The sequence below is a fragment of the Neoroseomonas lacus genome (genome assembly GCF_014644535.1).
Lineage (GTDB): Bacteria > Pseudomonadota > Alphaproteobacteria > Acetobacterales > Acetobacteraceae > Neoroseomonas > Neoroseomonas lacus.
Map to the genome: position 1 here is coordinate 219991 of NZ_BMKW01000012.1, position 22219 is coordinate 242209.

Genomic DNA, 22219 nt, shown 5'->3' on the forward strand with positions numbered 1-22219 from the left:
CCGAGATGATCAGGACAACCCGGCGCGCGCTGCTGGCCGCGCCCTTCGTCATGGGTGCTGCGAGCCCCGCCCGTGCGCAGGGGCGGCCGTTGCGCATCGTGGTCCCCTTCAATGGCGGCAGCGAGCCGGACATCCTCGCGCGACGCCTGGCCGCCGCGATGCAGCCGATCCTCGAGCAGCCCGTGGTGGTGGACAATCGCAGCGGGGGCAACACCGTCATCGCCGCTCAGCACGTCGCCCAGCAGCGGCCGGATGGCGAGACGATCCTGCTGACCTCGTCGTCCACCTTCGCAACCTTGCCCAATCTCTACGCGACGCCACCGGTGCGGCTCGACCAGTTCGAGCCGATGACCATGGCGATGCGCGCGCATATGGTGCTCTACGTCAGCAAGGACGCGCCGGACAGCATCCCCGACCTGATCACCTGGGCGAATGCGCAGCCGCAGCCGATTCTCTACGGTGCGAACCCCGGCGCGATCGGGCATCTGTGTGGCGAGCGGATGAAGCAGGTCACCGGCATCCGCATGTCGGATGTGTCCTATCGCGGTTCGCTCGGCATGCAGCAATTGCTGATGGCGGGCGACATCAAGCTCGCCTTCGATGGCGTGCCGGCCCATGCGGAAATGGTCGCCGCGGGACGGATCAAGGCACTGGGCATCACCGCCGATCATGAAGTGCCGATGCTGCCGGGCGTGCGGCCGCTCGCCGACCAGGGCTTCGGCAACATCGCCATCTCCTACTGGTATGGCGCCTTCGCGCCGAAGGGGACGCCGCGGCCGGTGCTTGCGCGACAGATCGAAGCCCTCCATCAGGCGCAGAGGGCCGAGGCGCTGGTGAACCAGTTCGCCGCGCAAGGCGCCGACCTGATCGGCAACAACCCCGACGAGTTCCGCACCATGATCGAGAGCGAGCGCGAGAGCTGGGGCACGCTGATCCGGTCCATCAATCTGCGGCTCGACTGATGCGCATCACCCGCGTCGGTGCGACGAAGGATCGACTGGGGGAGGGCCCGATCTGGGACGCTGAGACGCAGCGCCTGTTCTGGATCGACTCCCTCGGCGGCACGATTCACCGGCTGGATCCGGTCAGCGGCGAGCGGCAGGATTTCGTCGTACCCGCGCCGGTCGGATCGATGTCGCTGTGCCGTTCGGGCGGTGCCATCCTATCGCTGCAGAATGGCTTCCATCGCCACGACTTCGCCACGGGCGTTACAGATCCCTTCGCGTTGCTCGGGCTGGGCCATCCGAATGTCCGCTTGAACGACGGGAAGACCGACCGGCAGGGGCGCTTCGTCGCTGGCACGATGCATCTCCATCGTGCTGAAGACGAGCCCGTCGTCGGCGGCCTGTTCCGGCTCAATCCGGAGGGTACGGCCGAGCTGTTGGTCGAGGACATCGCCACATCCAATGGCCCTTGCTTTAGCCCGGATGGTCGGATCCTCTACTTCGCAGACAGTACGCGCCAGACGATCTGGGCGTTCGACTACGACCCACTTTCGGGCACGCCATCGGGAAGACGGGTCTTCGCCGATCTGCGCCCCCTTGGAACCGCACCCGACGGCGCGACCGTCGATGCGGAGGGGCATGTGTGGTCGGTGCTGATCCGCACGGCGACGATCGCGCGCTTTGATCCGGCGGGCCGGATAGTGTCGCATTTCAAGTTTCCGGTGCGCTATCCGACGAGCGTTGCCTTCGGCGGCCGCGGTCTGGACGTGCTCTATGTGACCTCGATCTCCCGAAGCCTGCGCTTCGAGGATCCGGCGGAGGACGCCGGCGGGCTCTTCGCCGTCGAGGGCCTTGGCGTTCGTGGCCTGCCTGAGCCTCGATGCAACGTGTGAGTTGCCGCTGTCGGAGCGCGTGTCAGAACCGATGGCGGCAGGCCAGTGCGCGCGATAGGCGTGACGGAGCCGACGGACTGCAGCTGGCGGACGGAGATTGACGGTCTGAAGCTGGACCATGTGAAGCGGCTGAGAGATCTCGAGCGGGAGAATGCCCGGCTTCGCAAGGCCGTGTCGGACCTGACGCTGGAGAAGATGATGCTGAAGGAGGCCGCTTCGGGAGAATGGTGAGCTCTGCGCGGCGCCGGGTTTACGTCGAGCACGTGGTGCGCGAGCTTGGCACGTCTAAGCGGAAGGTCTGCCGAGTGTTGGGGCAGCAGCGCTCGACGCGGCGAAAGGCGCCGCGCGGGGTGGACGATGAGGCCCGACTGACGGCCGACATCATCGAGCAGGCGAAACGCTATGGCCGCTACGGCTATCACCGGATCTCCGCACTGCGACGGGACGCCGGCTGGGCGGTGAACCGCAAGCGGGCGGAGCGGATCTGGCGGCGGGCAGGGCTGAAAGTACCGCAGCGGCCGCCGAATCGAGGGCGCCTTTGGCTGGCGGACGGGTCCGGCGTTCAGCTCAGGCTGGAGCATGCGGGCCATGTCTGGGCCTACGACTTCGTCGAGGACCGGACCCGGGAGGGGAGGCGGAGGTTCCGCATGCTGTGCGTGGTGGCCGGGTTAGGGGCGGGTGGCTTCCCATCTGAGCCCTGCAACAGGATGTGAAGGGGTTTCGGAGACGACGGGGGCTGATCATCGACGTGCCAAGCCAGATCACCCTCGGTGGCGAGCGGCTAGTGTGTGAGGCGATCCAGATCGCCGAATGCCTGGACGTTTTGGGGCTGGTAATCTCACGACTGCCCTATCCTACAAGAGGCCGCTGATCAGCATCCACATGACCATCCGCGCCGCAGCGACTTCGGGCCGGCGCGCGGCGGCCAATCACGCCGTCCAGGCGATCGGCGTTGCGCGCAACAGCCAATCCCAGAAAATCAGCAGGATGACGTTACACAGGCGCGCCGACGTCATGGATCACTGCCAGGGTCAGCAGGCGACGGGCCTAAGCCGCATCCTTGCTGCGCCGCGCCGGATGGCACAAAGGTGGCTTGCGCTGACGTCGGAACGTTCGGGAATGGCGTGCGGCATGTTGAGTCGCATTGCCGAATACCCGTATGAGTCACAGGCATCAGTTACTCGTATTGAGCGTCTGAAGGCGAGTTCGGCATAAGCCGATGCGTGTCCCCGCATCCCGGAAATCTCGCCCATGCAATCACTTAGTCTAAGCTCGATCGGCTTATGCCGAATGCCCTCCTCGGGCAAACTGCCGCCGCTTTCGACCCGGAGCTGACCTCGCCAGCCTGCCCCGGGCATGTGCCTTTGGAGGACCTAACCCACGCCCGGTCACGTGCTGATCAGCGGGGTGGGCATCGCTGGGCCGACCCTGGCGTACTGGCTGGAGAGGTACGGGTTCGTACCGACGCTGGTCGAGTGCGCGCTCGCCTTGCGGACCGGCGGCTACGTGGTCGATTTCTGGGGCCTTGGCTACGACATCGCCGAGATGATGGGGCTGCTGCCCGACATTGCAGGCGTCGGCTATCGCCTGCGGGAGCTGCGGATCGTCGGCAACGATGGCCGGTGGGTCGCCGGGTTCAACGCGGAAGTGTTCCGAGACCTCACCGGGGGCCGCTACATCACGCTCGGGCGCAGCGACCTGTCGAGGCTCATCCGCGACCGGATCAGCGGGTCGTGCGAGTTCATCTTCGGCGACAGCATCGTCGGACTGCGCCAGGGTGACGACGGTGTCCATGTCGAGTTCGAGCGCGGCGGCAAGCGGCGCTTCGATTTCGTCGTTGGCGCCGACGGGCTGCATTTCAGGGTGCGCAGCCTCGTCTTCGGCTCGCAGGACCGGTACGAGAAGGACCTGGGATATCGGGTCGCCGCCTTCGAGGCGGCCGGGTATCGTCCGCGCGACGACCTCGTCTACGTCCTCCACGGCGCCCCTGGCCGGCAGGTTGGCCGGTTCTCCCTCCGCGACGATCGGACGCTGTTCCTGTTCATCTTCGCTGACCAGGGGGAGCCAGCGGCGCACGGGGTCGCGGCGCAGAAGGCGCGCCTCCGCGAGACTTTCGCGGATGACGGCTGGGAACTCCCACGCATCCTCGCGGCGCTCGATACCTGCGACGACCTCTACTTCGATCGGGTGAGCCAGATCCGGATGGATGCCTGGTCGCGCGGGAGCGTGGCCCTGCTTGGCGACGCGGTGGCCTGCGTGTCCCTCCTCGCGGGCCAAGGTACGGCGCTGGCGATGGTCGAGGCCTACGTCCTGGCGGGCGAACTGGCCGCCTCTCAGGGTCGCCCGCAGGAGGCGTTCCGTCGGTACGAGGACAGGCTGCGACCATTCCTCCGGGCCAAGCAGCGGGCGGCGGAGCGCTTCGCCACGGCCTTGGTACCGCGGACCCGGCTCGGGTTATCTTTCCGCAACCAGGTCATGAGGACATTCCGCATTCCCGCCCTCGCGAGGATCGCCATCGGTCGAGACATCCGCGACGAGATGGAACTCCCTCGCTATGGCCCATGAGCCGTGACCATAGGACGGGGCGCCGGCGGTCGCCCGGGCGGTCGGGCGCCATTTCCGTTCACCTTGACCTGACCGGTGTGCCAGGAACACGCGATGACGCCGACCCTGAAGGGCGTGCGGTCGGTCGCCGTCGCCCCCAGCTTCCTGCTCCTTCAAGATCCCGATGATCTGCTCATCGCTGAACCTGCTGCGCTTCATTCGTCCGTCCCCTTGCGAAACGGACTCTACCCAATCGTGGCTCCATTTGAGGGGGGCACGTCACCCGGCGCGTCAAGACCCTGAAGGGCCTCACCCCCTCCTAGTTGGTCTGCTGCTCATGGGCCGCGGAGGCCCGTAGATTTGCGGTCCATCTGCACCGTGAAATGCCCGGACCAAACACCTAGTCGGGCACCCGCCAGCCATCCATCCGATCCTTGAGTCTGTACCACCCCGTCACCAGCGGCATGAACCACGGTCTGCCGCGATAGAGAGGATTGCCGGGCAATGTGGCGCGCGCGAAGGCCGACGCCCGGTTGGCGCCCCCCAGCATCATGCGCGCCGCGACGCGGCCTAGATGCGTCATCGTCACCACGCCGCTGCCGTTGCAGCCGAGTGCATAGTGAATCCCATCCTGCATCCCGACATGTGGCAGGAAGTCCAGCGCGAAGGCGACATTACCCTTCCAGCCATGGCTGATACGGGTGCCGCGCAATTGCGGCAGCAGGTGCAGCAAATGCCTGTGCAGCCAGAGCGCACCGATTCGCACATCGGTATCGCGCAGGGTCGCCCGCCCACCGAAGAGGATGCGTTCCCCGTCCGGCGAAGGGCGGAAGTAGTATAGAATTTTCTTGGTATCGCCATAGACGCGACCCTGCGGTAGCAGCGTCCGCACGCGCTCCGCGCCGAGCGGCTCGGTCGCGATCATGTAGGATGCGACGGGGATGACGCGCCGCCGGTGCCAGGGTGTCGCGGGGCCGGTGTAGCCGTTGGTCGCGACCATCACCTGGCGCGCGCGTACCACACCCTTGTCCGTCGCGACGACGAAGACGTTCCCATCGCGCGCGACGCCGCGGACCTCAACCGGGCTTGCGAGCGTCGCGCCATGCCGCCGCGCCGCGTCCGCCAGGCCGAGCGTGTAGCGCGCGGGATGCAGCCCGCCGGCGCGGCGAATGATCAGCCCGCCATGGTAGTGCGGCGTGGGCAATTCCTCGGCCAGACGCTCCCTCGGCACCAGCTCGGCGACGCCGGGGTCGCTCCGGTTGAGCAGGTCCGCGCGGGCCGCCAGCGTCGCCATGGCCGAGGGTGCGTGCGCGCCGACGAAGCGGCCGGTGCGGCGCCAGTCGCAGGCGATGCCCTCCTCGGTGATCAGCGCCTCGAAATCCTCGAAGGAACGCTCCGCCTCCTCGACCATCTCGGCGAGCAGCGCCGCGTCCACGGCGGATTGCAGGTTGGACTTCGCGCGCCCCAGGCTCGCCGCACCGGACACGGCTCCGCCGTTGCGCGACGAAGCGCCCCAGCCGATCGCCTCGCGGTCCAGCACCAGCGCCGGCACTCCGGCACGGCCAAGTTCGATCGCGGTCGAGAGACCGCAAATGCCGCCGCCGATGACGAGAACCTCCGCGGTCTCGGGCAGCTGCGCGGCGGCGGGGCGTGGGGGCGCGGCCTCCCACCACCAGGGCTCTTCCTTGAATCCGGGGGCGAAGGCGTCGTCGGTCATGGCGGTCTCTCGTCTTCCTTGCAGCGCGACCGTCTCGTCGGTGCGTGCGCGGCGCGTCAGCCGTGCAGGTGGCAGGCGACCCCGCCGCCTCCCGACGCCACCGTCCACCGTGGCGCCACCTTGGAACAGACATCCATCGCCTGCGGGCAGCGTGGATGGAAGGGGCATCCGGGCGGCGGATTGGCGGCTGATGGTATCTCGCCCACGATCCGCGGCAACACCCCGCGCCGCGTCGGATCCGGCACCGGAGAGGCGTCGCGCAGCATCTTCGCATAGGGGTGCAACGGATCGGCCAGCACCCGCCCGGCGGGGCCTTCCTCGACGATGCGCCCGAGATACATCACGGCCACGCGGTCGCAGAACCACCGCACGACCGAGAGATCATGGCTGACGAAGAGGAACGACAGCCCGCGTCGTGCCCGCAACTGCTTCAGCACGAGCAGCACCTGCGCCTGCACCGACACGTCGAGCGCGCTGACCGGCTCGTCCGCGACGATCAACTCGGGTTCGAGCGTCAGCGCGCGAGCGACGCCGATGCGTTGGCGTTGGCCACCAGAGAATTCGTGCGGCAGGCGGTCGAGCGCTGCCGCCGGCAATCCTACCTCCTCGAGCAGTGCGGCGGCGCGGGCGCGCGCCTCCCGCCCAGTGGCGATGCCGTGAACGCGCATCGGTTCCATGAGCGCCGAGCCGATCGTCTGCCGCGGGTCGAGCGAGGAATAGGGGTCCTGGAAGACGATCTGCATCTTCCGTCGCAACGCCTTGAGTTCCGCACCGCGCGCGGCCAGCACATCCTGGCCGCGATAGGTCACCTGCCCGGCATCGGGTTCTATCAACCGCAGCAGCGCGCGTGCGGCGGTGGACTTGCCGCAGCCGGATTCGCCGACGAGGCCGAAGGCCTCCCCGGGAGCGATGGTGAAGGACACATCCTCGACCGCCCGCACGACAATGGTGCGCGGCCGCGGAAATCCCTTGCGCTGCACGAAGTGCTTGCGCAGGCCCTGCACGGAAAGGAGGGGTTCACTCATTGCGCAGCTTCGGGTCGGTGGCATCGCGCAACCCGTCCCCAACCAGGTTCAGGCCCAGCACCAGCAGAAGGATCGCAAGGCCCGGGAAGACCGCCAGCCAGGGGCTGTCGAGGATGTTCTCGAACCCGTCGCGCGTCATGCCGCCCCAGGTCGGCGTCGGCGGCTTCACGCCGAGGCCGATGAAGGAGAGCGATGCCTCCACGCGCACGGCCGTCGCCATCCACAGCGAAGCCATGACCATTACCTCCGGCAGGATATTCGGCAGGATGTGTCGGAAGACGATGCGCAGGTGCGAAAAGCCGAGCGCACGCCCGGCCTCGACGAAGGCTCGTTCCTTCAGCGCCAGTGTCGGCGCCCTGGCGATGCGTGCGAAGGGTGCGATCGCCGTCAGCGCGATGGCCACGACCAGGTTCGCGAGATCCGGCCCGAGCAGCGCCACGACGATCAGGCCCAGGATCAGGGAGGGGAAGGACAGCAGCACGTCCATCACCTGCATGACGAAAAGGTCGAAGCGCCCGCCAATATAGCCGGAGACCATGCCGATCGCCCCGCCGATGACACAGGCGAGCGCGATGGCGCCAAGCGAGACGGTCAGGGAGATCCGTGCCCCCCACAGCAGGCGTGAAAGGATGTCCCGCCCGAACTGGTCGGTGCCGAGCGGATAGGCGCCACCCGGCGGCGCGAGGCGGCTCATGATGTCCTGCTCGGCGGGGTCGTGCGGTGCGATCCACGGCGCGAGGATCGCAGCGGCAAGGATCAGGAGGCAGATGATCGCGCCGGCGAGCGTCGTCGGATTGCTGCGCGCCTTGGCGAGCACCTTGCGCCGGGCGGGCACCCGCGGCGAAGGGGGGGCTTCCACGACCGCGCTCATGCCTGCTTCACCCGCGGATCCATGACACCGTAGAGCAGGTCGGTGACGAGGTTCACGACCACGATCAGGAAGCAGTAGATCACCATCAGTCCCTGCAGCATCGTGTAGTCGCGCTGGTTGAGAGCGCCAACAATGATCTTCCCCAGTCCCGGCCTGTTGAACACGATCTCGGTCAGCACCGAATTGCCGATCAGGATGCCGACATAAAGGCCCACCACCGTGACCACCGGCAGGGAGGCGTTTCGAAGCCCGTGCACCCAGACCACGCGGCGCCAGGGGACGCCCTTGGCGCGCGCCGTACGGATGTAGTCCTCGCCCAGCGAATGCAGCATGGCGCTGCGCGTAACCCGAGTGATGTAGGCCGCCATGGTCAGCCCGAGTGCGACCGCCGGCAGCACCACCTTGTGCAGCCTGTCACCGAAATCCGAGAGGTCGGCATTGCCGATCACCGGGAACAGGCGCCAGTGGAGCCCAAAGAGCAGAAGCAGGTAGATGCCCGAGACGAAGACCGGGAAAGACAGGCCGAGCAGCGACAGAAGCCGCGCCGCGATGTCCACGGCGCCGTTGCGGCGCAGCGCCGCCCAGATGCCGACAGGCACGCCGACCACGACGCCCAGCACCATCGAGGCGAGCGTCAGATCGATCGTATGCGGCAGGACGGCGCCCACTTCCTCGATGATCGGGCGACCGGTCACGAGGGACGAGCCGAAATCGCCGGTCAGCGCATTGGTGACGAAGCTCCAGTATTGCACCAGCATCGGGCGGTCGGTGCCGAGGCGGGCACGCAAGGCCTCCGTCGCCTCGGCCGTGGCCTGGTCGCCCAGGATCACGAGCGCCGGGTCGCCGGGCACGATGCGGACGATGATGAAAACCACCGTCAGCACCGCGACCAGCGTTGGTACGGCAGCGAGCAGCCGCTTGGCGACGAACCAGATCATGGGCTGCCCGCTACGTCCTTCACCGCAGCCGCGAGGCTTCGGTGATCTGCGGGCCGAGGCTCATCGAGCCGCGGAGCTGGTAGCCGTAGTCCACATTGTCGTGCCGCGCGAACACGAGCAGCGTCTCGATCAGCGGCACGCCGCAGACGGCGCCGACCAGCTTGCGCTGCGCCTCGGCCCAGAGTCGGGCCTGCTCGGCACGGTCGGTTGAGACGCGCGCGGCGTCGATCTCCGCATCCGCCATCCCGCAATGCGAGAAGTTGGTCACCGCCGTCGGCGTGCCGACGATGCTGCGCGAATGGAAGAACTGGGTCAGGTAGATGTCCGCGATCGGGAACCGTGCCGCGGAGTAGTAGACCAGCGGCGAAAGGTTCTGGCGGATCTGCTGGTGGAAGGTGGCATGCTCCACCACCTGCAGGTCGAGCGTGATGCCCGCCCGGCGGAGCTGTTGCTGCAGAACCTGCATGGCCGCGAGCATCTCGGGCAACTGGGTATGGATGACCCGGACCGTGATGCCGTTCGGATGCCCGGCCTCCGCCAGCAACGCGCGGGCGCGCGCCACGTCATGCGGCAGCAGGCCATTGTCGGCCGAGAAGCCCTGATACCCGCGTGGCACCACGGACTGGCCTTCACGGCTGGTATCCGGGCCTCGCCAGCGCACCAGTTCCGGGCGGTTCACGGCGTGGGCAATCGCCTGACGTACGCGAATGTCATCGAATGGCGGCTGGGTAACGTTGAGGTGGATGATCGCGAGTTCCGCGGGCTCGAATACGTCGACCGTCACGCCCTGTTGCCGGCGCACGCGCGTCACCCAAGTCTGGTCCGCCCGACCGTAGTTCATGTCGAGCTCGCTGTTCTGGAAGGCGAGGTCGCGCGAGGCATCGGACGGGATGAAGCGGTACGAGATCCGCGGGATCTGCGGTGCACCGCGGAAATAGCCCGCATTGGCGACGAACTCGGCGCTCTGGTTCGGCGTGATGCGATCGAGAGCAAAGGGGCCGGTGCCGATAGGCGCGCGCTTGAATTCCTCGCCACGCTCCTCGACCGCGCGGCGGGATACGATGAAGCCGCCAGCATAGTTGGTCAGGATGCCGAGAAGGTTCGGCACATTCTCCTGCAGCACGATGCGTACCGTGTAAGGGTCGACGGCCTCGACGGTCTGGATGGCGCGGAAGTCGCCGCTGAACGCACTTGTCTGCGGGTTGGCCGCCTTGCGGAGGCTGAAGACGACATCGTCGGCCGTCAGTTCCCCGTAGTTGCCATGGAAGCGAACGCCACGACGGAGGTGGAACGTCCAGGTCCGGCCATCGGCGCTGCTTTCCCAGCGCTCGGCCAGGTCGGGCTCGATCGCGCTTGCGTCGATCGAGCCGGGCGGAAACCGCACCAGGCCGTTGAACATCCACGGCATCGGCACGCGGTCGATGGTCGAGACGGCGTAGTGAGGGTCGAGCCGCCCCATGTCCTGCGCCGCCATGCCGACGCGCAGTGTTCCCTGCTGGGCCATTGCCGCCGGCGCGAAAGCAGCGAACGCCGCCGCCAGCAATCCTGCACGAAGCCTCATCGTCATGTCTCCCTCCCTCACTTACCGTATGTCGTGAATTGCGGTGTCCTCGGCCTCGAAGGCCGTGGCCACGGTGGCCACGTGGCATCGCGCACGATGCGCCTTGCCCACATGCGCCAGGACCTGCGGCGCCTCGCAGCCGGCGCGACGTTCCTCGCAGCGTGCGGCGAAGGCGCAGCCGATTGGCATCGCATCGAGCGACGGCACGCGCCCGGGGATCGCCGCGAGGGCCTGCTCGGGCTGATCGAGCCGTGGGATCGCGGCGAAAAGCGCGCGCGTATAGGGATGGGCAGGCCGCGCGAAGATCGCGGCGACCGGCCCTTCCTCGACGATCTGGCCTGCGTACATGACCGCCACTCGGTCCGCGATCTGCGCCACGACACCCAGGTTGTGGGTGATGAACAAGACCGCCATGCCGTGCCTGGACTTGAGGTCTGCCAGCAAGCCCAGGACCTGCGCCTGTATCGTCACGTCGAGTGCCGTGGTCGGCTCATCCGCCAGCAGGACCGCGGGTTCGCACGCGAGCGCCATAGCGATCATCACCCGCTGGCGCATGCCGCCCGAGAATTGGTGCGGGTATTCGCCCAGCCGCGCCGCGGCCGAAGGGATCTTGACTTCGTCGAACAGCGCCCGTGCCCGTTCGAGCGCCGCTGATCGCGAGAGCCCCTTGTGGATGACGAGCGCCTCGGCGACCTGGTCGCCCACCGTCATCACTGGGTTGAGCGAGGTCATCGGTTCCTGGAACACCATGCCGATGCGGTCGCCGCGCAGCTTCTCCCATTGCTTCTCTGGCAGGCCCGCGACGTCCCGGCCGTCGAGCCGGATCTGCCCGCCCGCGACGCGCCCTTGCGGCGGCTGCACCAACCCCATGATCGACAACGCGGTCACTGACTTGCCGCAGCCGCTCTCGCCCACCAGCGCGAGCGTCTCATCGCGTGCCAGGGTGAAGGACACGCCTCGCACAGCCGCATGCCAGGTGCCGGCGATGCGGAACTCCGTGCGCAGGTCGTTGACTTCGAGAGCCGGAGTGCCACTCATCATGACAGCGTGGCTCCGCGCGCCGGTGCTGTCCAGCATCGCGGTGTGGTGTTGCAACCTTGCCGTGGCACGGCGGGCGGTGTCATGCGGTGCAGAGCCCCTAACAGGAGGGATCGCGTGATGCGCAGCATGGTCTTCGCCGAGGCGCTGTTGCCCGAGGGCTGGCGCCACGACGTGCGCATCGACGTGGACGCGCTAGGGCGCATTGCATCGGTCACTCCCGATGCCGCGCCGGGGCGCCTCATCGCGCTGCCGGGCCTTCCGAACCTGCATTCCCACGCCTTCCAACGTGGCATGGCGGGGTTGACCGAACATGCCGGCGACAGCGACGATTCCTTCTGGACCTGGCGCGAGTTGATGTATCGCTTCCTGGCGCACCTCACGCCTGAAGATGTCGAGGCCATCGCAACCCTTGCCTATGCAGAAATGCTCGAGGGCGGCTTCACCCGCGTCGGCGAATTCCACTACCTTCACCATGATCCGGCCGGCTCGCCATTTTCCGACCGTGCCGAAATGGCCACCCGCATCGCTGCCGCGGCAGACGCGACCGGCATTAGCTTGACGTTGCTGCCCTGCTTCTACGCCCATGGAGAGATCGGCGGCGCGCCACCGATGCCGGGACAGCGGCGCTTCATCAACGACCTCGACGGCTTCGCCGCACTGGTCGAGGGAAGCCGGCGCGCCGTCTCCGGTCTTGCGGGCGCGACCCTCGGCCTCGCGCCTCATTCCCTGCGTGCTGCAACGATCGAAGAGATACGTAGTGTCGCGTGCATGGCGCAGCCGTGGGAACCGCTGCACATCCACGTCGCGGAGCAGGCGAAGGAGGTGGAGGCCGCAATCCGCGTCCTCGGCATGCCGCCGATGGCGGTGCTGCTCGAGGCCGGGCTGCTGTCCCCGCGTTGGTGTCTGATCCATGCGACGCATGCAACGGAACGGGAACTCGCTGACGCCGCGCGCGCTGGCGCGATCATCGGCTTGTGCCCTGTCACTGAAAGCAATCTCGGCGACGGCGTCTTCGCGATGCCGGGGTTTCGTGCCACCGGTGGCCGCTTCGGCGTGGGCACCGATTCCAACGTGCTCATCTCCGCCGCAACGGAACTCCGCACGCTCGAATATTCCCAGCGCCTTGGGTTGCGGGCGCGCAATGTGCTCGCGCCGCGGGGCGGCTCGACTGGTCGCGCGCTATGGCAGGGCGCGGTCGAAGGTGGCAGCCAGGCCCTTGCCGCGGGATCAACCGGGTTTGCGCCCGGCGCATGGGCCGATATAGTGATCGTCGACGGCGCGCATCCTGCCTTCGTAAGCCGCTCCGGCGACCGTTTGCTCGACAGCCTGATCTTCGCCGCCCGCGCGAGCACCATCCACGAGGTCTGGGTGCGGGGCACGCGTGTCGTGGAGAACGGTGTCCATCCTCGACGCGCGGATGCCGAAAGACGGTTTGCCGCGATCCTGGCGCGTATCCTGGCGGCATGAGTCAGATTGGAGTGCCGCCGCTTTCGTGGGTTGGTCCTGAACCCGGAAACTGGTCCGGCGGCAAGGCAATTTTTTCGGGCACTCTGACCAAGGAGGGAGGGTGCCATGAAGCAGAAGCGATACACGGATGAGCAGATCGCCTTCGCCCTGAGGCAGGCGGAGAGCGGCACGGCGGTGGCCGAGATCTGCCGCAAGCTTGGCGTGTCCGAGCCGACATTCTACAGGTGGAAGAAGCAGTTCGCCGGGATGGGTGCGGCGGAGATCCGGCGCCTGAAGCAGCTCGAGGAGGAAAACGCCAGGCTGAAACGGCTGGTAGCGGACCTCACGCTCGACAAGAGCATGTTGCAGGACGTGCTTCGGCGAAAGTGGTGAGGCCCGCCGTGCGCCGCGACGTGGTGCGCCACCTGCGGGGCGCCTACGCGATCGGCGAGCGGCGGGCCTGCCATGTCACTGGGTTCCATCGGTCGTCGCAACGCTGCTGCTCGCGGCAGGATCCGCAGACAGAGTTGCGCGTCCGGCTGCGGGACCTGGCGGCGAGCCGGGTGCGCTACGGCTACCGACGACTGCATGTGCTGCTGCGACGGGAGGGCTGGCCGGTGAACGCGAAGCGCGTGTATCGCCTGTACAGCGAGGAAGGCCTGACGATCCGGTCCAAGGTGCCGCGGCGCAAGCGGGCGTGGCGGTATCGGGTGGGGCGGCCCGGCGCGACGGCACCGAACGAGATCTGGGCGATGGACTTCGTCGCCGACCAGTTGTTCGACGGTCGGCCGATCCGGATCCTGGCGGTGCTCGACGCCCACACGCGAGAGGCGCTCTCGATTGTGCCGAGAGGCAGGTTCCGAGCCTTCGACGTGGTGCAGGAACTCGACCGCCTGGCGCGGGGGCGGGGCCGTCCGAAGACGCTAAAGGTGGACGACGTCCTATATCGGGAGGCAATGGGGGACGTTGGCCAGTGGGCGCACCTGAACGGGGTGGAGATCGACTTCTCGCGGTCGGGCAAACCCACGGACAATGCACATATCGAGGCGTTCAACAGCCGGCTGCGGGCCGAATGCTTGAACGCCTCGTGGTCCTGTCGCTGGCCGATGCACGGCAGCGGCTGGACGGCTGGCGACGCGAGTACAACGAGGAGCGGCCGCATGGGTCACTGCGGAACTTGACCCCGCGGGCGTTCGCCGAGCAGGCTCAACACGCCCGAGACGTTGCCTAGCCCCCGGATCAGAGTTGGGGTCAGGTCCACATCAGGCCAAAAGCCTACTTCAGGGAGGACCACCTTTCAGGGGGGCAGACCGGCCGCACCGCCTGGGTGGGGGTGCTACGCTAAGAACAGCAACTTTGAACAGGTGAACGCGTTAAGCAATGCTATCACATGGAGGAGGCAACGATGTCCGATCGCTCAACGACGGCAAAGCCTGTCGCACTGGACGAGACGCAGCAGCTTCGCACCGCCGAGAAGGTGGATAGGCCCGCGACCCATTTCGACGGACCTCATGATGTTGCAACGGATAGCGAGCTGTCTGAGGGGCAGAAGCGCGAAGCGCTCGATACACTTGAACAGGATGCGCGCCAGCTGTCCGACGCGGCCGCGGAAGGCATGTCGGGTGGGGAACGCAGCAACTTGGATGATGTCCTTGACGCCAAGGCAGGGCTCGCGGGGACGCGGAAAGACGCTGCGCAGCTGGCGGAAGGTTGGACCGATCGACTTGCCCCACTGATCCGGAAGCATCCGGCTTCAAGCCTGGCCGCCGCGGCTATAGCCGGCATTTGTCTGGGGATGTCGATAAGGCGCTGAATTGATCTCCGATGTTGAAGAAATTCTGCAGCGGCGATTTTGCTAGAGATTTGCAATTCCCGGTTTGAACGCTGCGTCGCTGAACAGCCCCTAATGCCGACAGGAAGGCTCCCCGGCGAGTATGCGCGTGCTACCTGGCTCTGCGAGCGGTTCATGTTGAATGACGAGAAGCTCACAGGCTGTTGTCCCAGAGATGCCCAGTGTTCGATCGGAAGCTAGGCATAGGCGGTTCGTGCCGCCCGGCCTTCGCATGGTTGGTGGCGCTATGCCGCTTCGAGATGCGCGATCGCGTCCTCAATGTTCCGGCGCGCCCGCTTCTCCCGCTCAAGGTAGAAGCGATCTGTAAGAAAGATGCGATCCTTCCACAGCAGCATCTGCAGGGCGGTAGAGCGCGCCATGCCATATCTCTCGGCCGGCAGATGAGCAGCCTCCTCCCGAAGGGCCATCTCATACTCGGCAAAGCGTCGCGCGTCGCTGCCGAGTAGCGCGTTGTCGAAGTCGAGGAGCAGCGCGGCATCCCCACGGAGCGACGGATCGTCCGTCTCCGGAATCTCGCGCTCGTCGATCGAACGGATAAGCGCCTCCGCGCGGTCAAGCATGCGAGCTGGGACAGTCTTGCCAATCGATACTCGCATCAGATCCACACTGCGCGCGGCCGAATCGATCGCGCGCGGTTCGAACACAGCCTTGTGAAAGAGGATCGCGAGAATGAAGGCCGGCCGTTCCGCGATGCCATTCACGACATCCTCGGCGAATCGCAACAACTCGGTGACCCGTTCCCAGGTGTGGAGCTTCCGATGGGGCTCTGCGTAGCGGCGCCTGAGGTCCGCAAGTGTCTCGCTGGTAAGGAACGTCATCATGATCGCGCCGGGTTTAGCGCACGCACCGTGGACGTGTCACCGAAGCTCCGCTCGTGGTTGCCGCCTTCCCCGTCGGCGCCTGCCAGCGCAGCACGGCGACGACCACGTAGCGTGGAGCGATCTCCATCGCGTAGCAGCGCCGCGCGGTGGTCTCTGCCGCGATGATCGTCTCGATCCTCCCTTGGCCGCAACGAGGACGGCACCAGGGCACGCGCGCGCTGGCCTGCCGTCGGATGAAGTACTGCGAGCGTTTCGCCAGCGTGGTTCGACGAATAATCGATCCAGTGCAACTGCGTAATATCATGCGCGTTGTTGCTTCAGGACGCGCGGGCTTGTTTCTTCCGCGGCCATACGCGTTCCATAGATTATTTGGAGGAAACAATGAGCACCTTGATGGTGACGAACCCGATTGTTGGTATGTGGCTCGGTGGGATGCATGCCTGGATGCGAGCGGTCCATATCGGAACCGGAGCCTGGATGCTTGACCGCAAGCGTGACGCCAATGTGACGGACGAGGAAGCGGTTCCGTCTCAGTCCGCTGTGCCGGCGCGAAGGCCGGCAGCGATCGTAACGAAGGCCTGACTCTCACCGGCAAGAATGCCGGCGAGGGTGGGGCCGTCGCATGCATGGCATACTCTGACCAGGCGAACCGAGACATTGGCAGCAATGGCGCCGAAGGTGGCCTGATGAGGAGGAGCAGGTGTCCGGCGTTGACACCAGCGAGCCAGCCGCTGTGAAGCAGGCGAAAGCCACCATGGTTGCGCTGGTAGCTACGAGAGATACAGCCGAGCGTGCGCGGGCTGCAATCCGCGGCTGGGCATCTCGCAGTCGGCGAGGAGTGCAGCAGCAAGGATGGGCTGGTCAGCGGGGCCCGAGACAACCGAGATGTGCCGAAAGCGGTCCTTTGGAAGGGTACGGATACCCACACAGATGTAAGCGCCCTAAAGGAAGCGCTATTCGGGGATGCCCGCGGCGACCAGCGCGCCGACGAGCTTCTCGCGGAATGCCGTGTCGCGATAGCGACGGATCTGAGCGCGGGCGGTGGGAAACAAGGCCAGCATACGTGCCGCTGCCGCGCGGGCAGCTTCCTCGCGGCCCAGCAGCCAGTTCGCGATGATGACGTAGCGATGGCAAGGCGAATGGTTCGGCGCGCCCTGCACGGCGCGTTCGGCCCATTCGAGCGCGCCCGCAAGATCGCCCAGCGCGACATGCACCGACGACAGCCCCACGTACATGTATTCGATCGCCGGATCGAGGGGGCTGAGACGGATCGCCCGGTGGAATGCCTCAATCGCGACGCTCGGCTCGCTGTTGAAGTTGTAGACCCAGCCTGCGCTGACCGCGATCTGCGCCGAGTTCGGATTCAACGCCTGGGCACGCTTCGCGGCAGCACGCGCGGTCGAATATTCGGCCGTATAGAAGGCCAGGGCGAAGGCCGCGAGGGCGAGAGCGAGGGGGTCCTCCCGGCTGCTGGCAATCGCCTCGCGGGCGCACCGGGCGCCCTCCTCCTCCGTCGCGTCGTCGCCCCAGGCGTTCACGGTGAGGGCGATGGTCAGGAAGGCCAGCTGCGCCTTGCCGAAGGCGAAGTCGGGATCGAGTTGAAGCGCGGCTCGAAGCAGAGCCAGTGCCTTTGCGTTTCCCTCCCTGGTCAGGGTGCGCTGGCAGTGCATGGCCTGGAGCAGCAGATCGTACGCGGTCAGGCTTTCCGTCGGCTTGGCTTGCGCCCGCCGGATCTCCGCGTGCTGCAGGCTCGGCTCGATGGCGCCGGCGACGGCTTCGGCGACCCGGTCCTGCAACTCGAAGATGTCGTCCAGTTCGCCGTCGAACCGCTCGGCCCAGAGCTGGTAGCCGGTCTCGGCATCGATGAGCTGGCAGGTGATGCGCACCCGGCCTGCCGCGCGGCGGACGCTGCCTTCCAGCACGTAGCGCACGCCGAGATCGCGCCCGACCTGGCGAGGATCCACGGCGCGGCCCTTATAGGTGAAGCTGGAGTTGCGGGCGATGACGTAGAACCAGCGCGCGCGGGAGAGCTGGGTGATCAGTTCGTCGGTGATCCCGTCCGAGAAATACTCCTGCTCGGCGTCGCTGCTGAGATTGGCGAAGGGCAGCACCGCCAGAGCGGGGCGATCGAGCGGCACCATCGTCGGCGCCGCGGCCGGCGACGGCGCCGGGGCGGGTGCCGGAGCAGGTTCCGCCGCCGCCTCCAGCAGATAGCCGCGGCGAGGGACCGAGCGCAGCACCTGCCCAGCCTCGTCGCCGATGGCGCGCCGCGCCGTGCGTACCGCCTGGACGAGGCTATCCTCGGTGACGTGCACGCCGGGCCAGATCGCGTCGAGCAGCGCGTCCTTGCTGAGCGTCCGCCCGGGGTTGCGGGCCAGCATGACGAGCAGGTCGAAGGGCTTGGGGGCCAGCGCGATCTCGGCGCCGTCGGCGCCGGGCAGGCAGCCGCGCCCGGTGTCGAGCGTCACGCCGCCAATCCGCAGGGCCGGTCCGCCCTTCGCCTCGTCCATGGCGCTCCGGGTGGTTCAGTGCGTCATCACCAAAGCATACGCCGGGCATCGGCGCGACATCGGCGTGCGCTCAGGACGCAGGCGGGTGGTCGGGGCGATGGTTGGGTCCACGGAAGGCAGCCCGCCGACCGGACGAACCCAGGAGCTCCCGATTAGCCAGCACCACGCCGACGCCTGCCTCGCGACACCGACCGAGAGCGCCGGCCGGCCCGTCCTACGGCGGGCGACGATGCGCCTGCTCGGATTGGCCCAGCCGCTGCGGCCGGATGCGCTGCTGCGCGCGATGACCCCTTCGGCGCGGCTTTCGGCGCCGGATCTGCGCGATGCGGGTGTCCGCGCCGATCAGATCGGGCAGGCGCCGATCTGGGGCTATGGCGGGATCATGTGGCGGCCGTGAGCGAGCGCGATGCTGCGCGCAGGGGGCAAAGCCTGTTCGGGACAGGAGCGGTCCTGCTCGCACGAAGGACCGCGTCGGGTCGGACTCGGCTGACGGCCGAACCGGCCAGAAGGCCGCGTCTCGATTGCCCGCCGACGCTGTTACAATTCACCCTGTAGCGGCGCGCGAATCGTCGGGGCTATGACCGCGCCACGTCGAGATGATGCGACGCGGCGGTGGCGAGCGAGCCACTGAGCCAGACAATCCGAAGCGTGGCTCGCGAGCCGCAGGGTCCTTCCTGGGCCTGCTGTATGCGGGGGGGCGGAAGCGCGAAACATCGCTAATGTCAGGCGAAAAGTGTGGTTTGCCGTTTTCAGTCTTTTCGCGCTGCTTCAAACTGTTAGCTGCAAACTTTGCCCGCGCCCCGTCGCAAACCGAAAGCGCACCATGTATCCCCTTACGCTCTCGCCATGAGACGGCTCAACGCCCTCTGGCTTGGTCATTTGCCGCTTGAGGTTGCCTTCTGGAATTGGGCGGTGATTGGTGGCTTGGCCGTCAACATCTCAACAAGCCTGGGATTCCTGGTCCTGGTCATGCAGGGCCAACCGATTGCGGCTCTGGTCGTCGGTTACGGGCTGTCGGTGCCCTACAACATCGTCGCCGCGGTTGGCGTCTGGCGTTCCGCCGGTCGGTTTTCCGGCCCGCGTCACTGGGCCGGTCTCGCGCGCCTTGTGACGACGTTTGGCATGGTGATTCTCAGCGTCACCTGATTCCGGGTGGCAGGACCATCATTTCCCCGCCTGGCGGCATTCGTGCCGCATGTTGCGCGCCCCAGAAATCGGATGCCGAGCCGCCCGCCGCAGCGCTTCGCCGGATCCCGGCAGGAGCCTCGCTCCATGCGGGTTGCGGGCGGTACGGGCGCGCTGGTGCGCGCGCTGGCGGGCGGCTTGCCTGAGGGCTCCATTCAACTTGCCTCGTGGGTCACGCGGATCGCCCTTGATGGTGACCATGTCCGGTTGACGCTCGCTCAGGCTGACGGCGGGGACGATAGCGTTCTTGCATCGCAGGTGATTGCCGCGCTGCCGTCGAGGTTGCTCGAGGCGAGCATTACTTTCGAGCCGGCCATCGATCCCGCCATCCGGCTGCGCTGGCGCGACACGCCGACCTGGATGGCGCCGCACGCAAAGTTCATCGCAGTCTATGACAGCCCCTTCTGGCGCTTGGCCGGCCTGTCTGGCATGGCGCAGAGCGCGGTAGGTCCGATGGGCGAGATCCACGACGCGACAAGCGCTTCGGGCGCGGCGGCGCTGTTCGGCTTTCTCGGCATCGACGCAGATCGGCGCAAGACGGCGGGTACGGTGCTGCTGACCCGCGCCTGCCTTGATCAACTCGTGCGGCTGTTCGGAGACGAGGCCAGGCGTGCCGTGGCGACGCTGTTGATGGATTGGACCGCCGAGGTCTTCACCGCGACTGCGGATGACCGGCGCGGCGGGGCCCATCCCGTGCCGCAGCGCGGGCCGTGGGTAAGCGGCGCATGGCGGGACCGCCTGTCGCTCGCAGGGAGTGAGACCGGCGCGACCGACCCCGGCTACCTGGCGGGCGCGATTGATACCGCCTCTCGCGCCGCCGCAGGGGTGTTGCAGCAGATCGCCGTGCCTGGCCGTGCCGCGTAATGAGGGAGGCGAAGGCACGCTCCAGCATCACAGCACTCGCCGCTTCACAACCCCCACCGACAGCGTGGCCGCCGCCAGGTCGAACGTGGACGCGGAGATGTTCCGCGGCATCACGCGCACGTGTTGTTCGACCACACCGCCGCATCAACCTCAGTGGACCGCGTCGACGACACCAGCGACGCCTCCGCCAGGTTGCCCGCCCGCGCCCCGCTCACCGTGACGTCGATGAGCGCCGTCGCCCCCAGCGCCAGGCTCGGCAGATCCCACGACACTACCACCGCGAAATCCCGCTGCCCCGACTGCGGTAGCAGCGCGTCGGGATGCTTTCACACCAGCCGTCCCGCAAAGCTGAAGGCCAGCTTGTCACCTTTGTCCGACGCGCCGCGCCACCTGCTACACTTTCGTCATGTCGGGACCTCAGAAGCTGGTGGTGGGCTTGCTCAGATGCGCTCGGCCACTGCGGCAAGGCGCGGCGACCGGACCAGCGTCTCGGCCTCCGCCCTGGACATGCCGACGTGCTCGGCAATGACCTGCAGCGCGGCGGCGAGATTCTCGATCGACGGTGCGGTGGCCCACCCGAACCCACCCAAGGCCATGGTGTGGCGGCGCTCGCCGACCAAGAAGAGAACCATGCGCCCGGCGGTGCCGATCATCGATCCGCTCGACGACCTCGGTTAGAGAACCCGATGGGACACGGCCTCAGCGAACCGTTCCAAGCGGCCGGCCACTGCCAACAAGATCGAGGAACGCCTGTGGCGGCAACGGCGGACTGAACAGGTACCCCTGACCGTAGGGACATCCAATGTCGCACAACATTGCTCGCTCGGCTTCCGTCTCGATCCCCTCTGCGACAACCTCCGCGCCCAGTTGCTGCCCGAGCCGGACGACAGCCTCGACGATAATGCGCTTCGTCGCGCTCTCTGCCATCGACTGTACGAACCCACGATCGATCTTGATCTCGGTGACCGGAAGCGTCTCGAGGTAACGCAGGCTGGAATAGCCTGTCCCGAAGTCATCGATCGACAGCCCCACGCCGAGATCCCGGAGCGCGCGAAGCCTCTGCTGCATCCGCACCGTGGGCTCGGCCATGAGGGATTCGGTGAGTTCGAGGGTCAGGGATCGCGGATTGGCGCCCGTCTCCTCAAGAATCGCGGTGATGAAGCTGATCATGTCGCGATGGACAAACTCCGTTGCAGAGACATTCACCGAGATGCGCGGCGACGGCGCGCCGTCTCGTTCCAGCCGCGCCGCGAAGGCGGCGGCCGCGCGAACCCCCGAGGTGCCGATGTCGACGATCAACCCCGTGTTTTCAGCCAGTTCGATGAACCGATCCGGCATCTGCAGGCCAAAAAGCGGATGCTTCCAGCGCAGAAGGGCCTCCGCAACGACCAGGTTGCCGGTCGCGAGTTCGACTTTGGGCTGATAGTCGAAAGCAAAGTCGCCGTTCGACACCGCCAACTGCAGTTCGTTGGCGAGCCGGATCCGCTTCCACGACCGTTCATCGCTTTCGTTGTCGAACCTCCGAACCTCGCGTAGCGGCGTTGCTCGGGACTTGTGAAGCGCCGTGCCGGCCCGGCGGAGCAGCGTCAGAGGATCGCTGCTTGGACCGCCGACGACATAGCCGATGGCGAAGCGGGCGTTGACGACGGCGCCCGGCAGGATGTGGCGCGGTGCCGAGACAGCGGAGACGATTGCGACGGTCGCTTCGGCGTCCTCGCTCCCGGCAAGACGGTACACGACAGCGAACTCATTGCCCCCGACCCGCCCGACGGCTTCGGCGAACAGGCTGCGGAGCCGCTCTGCAACCTGCGCCAGCAGAGCGTCGCCCGAGTCGTAGCCGAAGCCACTGTTAATGTCGTGGAATCGCGAGACGTCGACCTTGATCACGAGCAGCGCCGACCCCTCCGCGCTAAGCTGGGTGAGTCTGTCCGGCGTCAGCACCCTTGAGACAGAACGGCGGCGTTGAGGAACGGAGGATTTCTGGCTCATCGTAACCCCCAGGAGAGT

At 66.9% G+C, this 22219-nt stretch carries 21 protein-coding genes and 2 pseudogenes; 12 read left to right on the forward strand and 11 right to left on the reverse strand.

The genetic code is table 11. The annotated features are described in order from the left end of the window. Positions 1–5: 5 nt before the first annotated feature. The 5 genes and pseudogenes from IEY36_RS23125 (at position 6) to IEY36_RS23150 (ending at position 4402) form a co-directional block, all read left to right on the forward strand. Entirely contained in the window at positions 6–962 is a 957-nt protein-coding gene (locus IEY36_RS23125; protein WP_188971298.1) for a Bug family tripartite tricarboxylate transporter substrate binding protein, read from the forward strand. After that, entirely contained in the window at positions 962–1837 is an 876-nt protein-coding gene (locus IEY36_RS23130) for an SMP-30/gluconolactonase/LRE family protein (RefSeq protein WP_188971300.1), read from the forward strand. The genes IEY36_RS23125 and IEY36_RS23130 overlap by 1 nt, the downstream gene beginning before the upstream one ends. 45 nt (positions 1838–1882) lie before the next feature. After that, a pseudogene (locus IEY36_RS30780) lies at positions 1883–2499 on the forward strand (IS3 family transposase); the annotation flags it as partial. A 220-nt stretch (positions 2500–2719) separates the two neighbouring features. Then, entirely contained in the window at positions 2720–3052 is a 333-nt protein-coding gene (locus IEY36_RS23145) for a hypothetical protein (protein ID WP_188971305.1), read from the forward strand. A gap of 177 nt (positions 3053–3229) precedes the next feature. Then, entirely contained in the window at positions 3230–4402 is a 1173-nt protein-coding gene (locus IEY36_RS23150; protein WP_229681517.1) for an FAD-binding domain, read from the forward strand. A 379-nt stretch (positions 4403–4781) separates the two neighbouring features. Here IEY36_RS23150 and IEY36_RS23155 read toward each other — a convergent pair whose 3' ends face one another. The 6 genes from IEY36_RS23155 to IEY36_RS23180 are packed head-to-tail and all read right to left on the reverse strand — an operon-like array spanning position 4782 to position 11702. After that, a complete protein-coding gene (locus tag IEY36_RS23155; RefSeq protein ID WP_188971307.1) occupies positions 4782–6098 on the reverse strand; it encodes an NAD(P)/FAD-dependent oxidoreductase in 1317 nt (438 codons plus the stop codon). Between the two features lie 56 nt (positions 6099–6154). Beyond that, on the reverse strand, positions 6155–7123 hold the full coding sequence (locus IEY36_RS23160; RefSeq protein ID WP_188971309.1) for an ABC transporter ATP-binding protein: 969 nt from the start codon (positions 7121–7123) through the stop codon (positions 6155–6157). Further along, positions 7116–7994 carry an ABC transporter permease gene (locus IEY36_RS23165; RefSeq protein WP_188971311.1) on the reverse strand — a complete coding sequence of 293 codons (879 nt, stop codon included), beginning with the start codon at positions 7992–7994 and terminating at the stop codon, positions 7116–7118. The genes IEY36_RS23160 and IEY36_RS23165 overlap by 8 nt, the downstream gene beginning before the upstream one ends. Next, positions 7991–8932, reverse strand: a complete 942-nt coding sequence (locus IEY36_RS23170; protein ID WP_188971313.1) for an ABC transporter permease — start codon at positions 8930–8932, stop codon at positions 7991–7993. Before IEY36_RS23170 ends, IEY36_RS23165 begins: the two co-directional genes overlap by 4 nt. 19 nt (positions 8933–8951) lie before the next feature. Next, complete coding sequence (locus IEY36_RS23175) at positions 8952–10499, reverse strand: ABC transporter substrate-binding protein (RefSeq protein WP_229681518.1); 1548 nt, start codon at positions 10497–10499, stop codon at positions 8952–8954. Positions 10500–10514: 15 nt separating this feature from the next. After that, a complete protein-coding gene (locus IEY36_RS23180) occupies positions 10515–11702 on the reverse strand; it encodes an ABC transporter ATP-binding protein (RefSeq protein ID WP_229681519.1) in 1188 nt (395 codons plus the stop codon). Between IEY36_RS23180 and IEY36_RS23185 the strand changes: the two genes are divergently transcribed. From IEY36_RS23185 to IEY36_RS23195, 3 genes and pseudogenes are all read left to right on the forward strand, one after another. Then, complete coding sequence (locus IEY36_RS23185) at positions 11661–13001, forward strand: formimidoylglutamate deiminase (protein ID WP_229681524.1); 1341 nt, start codon at positions 11661–11663, stop codon at positions 12999–13001. The genes IEY36_RS23180 and IEY36_RS23185 overlap by 42 nt on opposite strands. A 105-nt stretch (positions 13002–13106) precedes the next feature. Then, positions 13107–14211 (forward strand): annotated as a pseudogene (locus tag IEY36_RS23190) (IS3 family transposase). 174 nt (positions 14212–14385) lie between these two features. Then, entirely contained in the window at positions 14386–14793 is a 408-nt protein-coding gene (locus tag IEY36_RS23195) for a hypothetical protein (protein WP_188971315.1), read from the forward strand. Between the two features lie 263 nt (positions 14794–15056). Here IEY36_RS23195 and IEY36_RS23200 read toward each other — a convergent pair whose 3' ends face one another. Continuing rightward, positions 15057–15653, reverse strand: a complete 597-nt coding sequence (locus IEY36_RS23200) for an HD domain-containing protein (protein WP_188971317.1) — start codon at positions 15651–15653, stop codon at positions 15057–15059. Between the two features lie 381 nt (positions 15654–16034). Between IEY36_RS23200 and IEY36_RS23205 the strand changes: the two genes are divergently transcribed. Next, the gene (locus tag IEY36_RS23205) at positions 16035–16235 is read left to right on the forward strand and encodes a hypothetical protein (RefSeq protein ID WP_188971319.1); all 201 of its coding nucleotides are present in this window, start codon (positions 16035–16037) and stop codon (positions 16233–16235) included. Positions 16236–16606: 371 nt separating this feature from the next. Here the strand turns inward: IEY36_RS23205 and IEY36_RS23210 are convergent, their stop codons facing one another. After that, positions 16607–18163 carry a winged helix-turn-helix domain-containing tetratricopeptide repeat protein gene (locus tag IEY36_RS23210; RefSeq protein WP_188971321.1) on the reverse strand — a complete coding sequence of 519 codons (1557 nt, stop codon included), beginning with the start codon at positions 18161–18163 and terminating at the stop codon, positions 16607–16609. Positions 18164–18260: 97 nt separating this feature from the next. Here IEY36_RS23210 and IEY36_RS23215 point away from each other — a divergent pair, with 97 nt between their 5' ends. From IEY36_RS23215 to IEY36_RS23225, 3 genes are all read left to right on the forward strand, one after another. Next, positions 18261–18560, forward strand: a complete 300-nt coding sequence (locus tag IEY36_RS23215; protein WP_188971323.1) for a hypothetical protein — start codon at positions 18261–18263, stop codon at positions 18558–18560. A gap of 449 nt (positions 18561–19009) precedes the next feature. Continuing rightward, positions 19010–19309: a hypothetical protein gene (locus IEY36_RS23220; protein ID WP_188971325.1), complete on the forward strand. Its 300-nt coding sequence runs from the start codon at positions 19010–19012 to the stop codon at positions 19307–19309. A 126-nt stretch (positions 19310–19435) separates the two neighbouring features. Beyond that, a complete protein-coding gene (locus IEY36_RS23225; protein WP_188971334.1) occupies positions 19436–20212 on the forward strand; it encodes a flavin monoamine oxidase family protein in 777 nt (258 codons plus the stop codon). A 110-nt stretch (positions 20213–20322) separates the two neighbouring features. Here IEY36_RS23225 and IEY36_RS23230 read toward each other — a convergent pair whose 3' ends face one another. The 3 genes from IEY36_RS23230 to IEY36_RS23240 all read right to left on the reverse strand — a co-directional run. Next, a complete protein-coding gene (locus IEY36_RS23230) occupies positions 20323–20490 on the reverse strand; it encodes a hypothetical protein (RefSeq protein ID WP_188971336.1) in 168 nt (55 codons plus the stop codon). A 162-nt stretch (positions 20491–20652) separates the two neighbouring features. Then, positions 20653–20865 (reverse strand): hypothetical protein, encoded by a 213-nt coding sequence (locus tag IEY36_RS23235; RefSeq protein WP_188971338.1) that lies wholly within the window; start codon positions 20863–20865, stop codon positions 20653–20655. A 46-nt stretch (positions 20866–20911) separates the two neighbouring features. After that, positions 20912–22219 (reverse strand): putative bifunctional diguanylate cyclase/phosphodiesterase (locus IEY36_RS23240; protein ID WP_229681520.1); only part of this gene is annotated, 1308 nt, incomplete at its 5' end.

Excerpts from the sequence above, each read along its gene's own strand:
- IEY36_RS23125 (WP_188971298.1), top strand. The coding sequence starts at position 6 with ATGATCAGGACAACCCGGCGCGCGCTGCTGGCCGCGCCCTTCGTCATG.
- IEY36_RS23130 (WP_188971300.1), top strand. The coding sequence starts at position 962 with ATGCGCATCACCCGCGTCGGTGCGACGAAGGATCGACTGGGGGAGGGC.
- IEY36_RS23145 (WP_188971305.1), top strand. The coding sequence starts at position 2,720 with ATGACCATCCGCGCCGCAGCGACTTCGGGCCGGCGCGCGGCGGCCAAT.
- IEY36_RS23155 (WP_188971307.1), bottom strand. The coding sequence starts at position 6,098 with ATGACCGACGACGCCTTCGCCCCCGGATTCAAGGAAGAGCCCTGGTGG.
- IEY36_RS23160 (WP_188971309.1), bottom strand. The coding sequence starts at position 7,123 with ATGAGTGAACCCCTCCTTTCCGTGCAGGGCCTGCGCAAGCACTTCGTG.
- IEY36_RS23165 (WP_188971311.1), bottom strand. The coding sequence starts at position 7,994 with ATGAGCGCGGTCGTGGAAGCCCCCCCTTCGCCGCGGGTGCCCGCCCGG.
- IEY36_RS23170 (WP_188971313.1), bottom strand. The coding sequence starts at position 8,932 with ATGATCTGGTTCGTCGCCAAGCGGCTGCTCGCTGCCGTACCAACGCTG.
- IEY36_RS23175 (WP_229681518.1), bottom strand. The coding sequence starts at position 10,499 with ATGACGATGAGGCTTCGTGCAGGATTGCTGGCGGCGGCGTTCGCTGCT.
- IEY36_RS23185 (WP_229681524.1), top strand. The coding sequence starts at position 11,661 with ATGGTCTTCGCCGAGGCGCTGTTGCCCGAGGGCTGGCGCCACGACGTG.
- IEY36_RS23195 (WP_188971315.1), top strand. The coding sequence starts at position 14,386 with ATGTCCGATCGCTCAACGACGGCAAAGCCTGTCGCACTGGACGAGACG.
- IEY36_RS23200 (WP_188971317.1), bottom strand. The coding sequence starts at position 15,653 with ATGATGACGTTCCTTACCAGCGAGACACTTGCGGACCTCAGGCGCCGC.
- IEY36_RS23205 (WP_188971319.1), top strand. The coding sequence starts at position 16,035 with ATGAGCACCTTGATGGTGACGAACCCGATTGTTGGTATGTGGCTCGGT.
- IEY36_RS23210 (WP_188971321.1), bottom strand. The coding sequence starts at position 18,163 with ATGGACGAGGCGAAGGGCGGACCGGCCCTGCGGATTGGCGGCGTGACG.
- IEY36_RS23215 (WP_188971323.1), top strand. The coding sequence starts at position 18,261 with ATGGTTGGGTCCACGGAAGGCAGCCCGCCGACCGGACGAACCCAGGAG.
- IEY36_RS23220 (WP_188971325.1), top strand. The coding sequence starts at position 19,010 with ATGAGACGGCTCAACGCCCTCTGGCTTGGTCATTTGCCGCTTGAGGTT.
- IEY36_RS23225 (WP_188971334.1), top strand. The coding sequence starts at position 19,436 with ATGCGGGTTGCGGGCGGTACGGGCGCGCTGGTGCGCGCGCTGGCGGGC.
- IEY36_RS23235 (WP_188971338.1), bottom strand. The coding sequence starts at position 20,865 with ATGATCGGCACCGCCGGGCGCATGGTTCTCTTCTTGGTCGGCGAGCGC.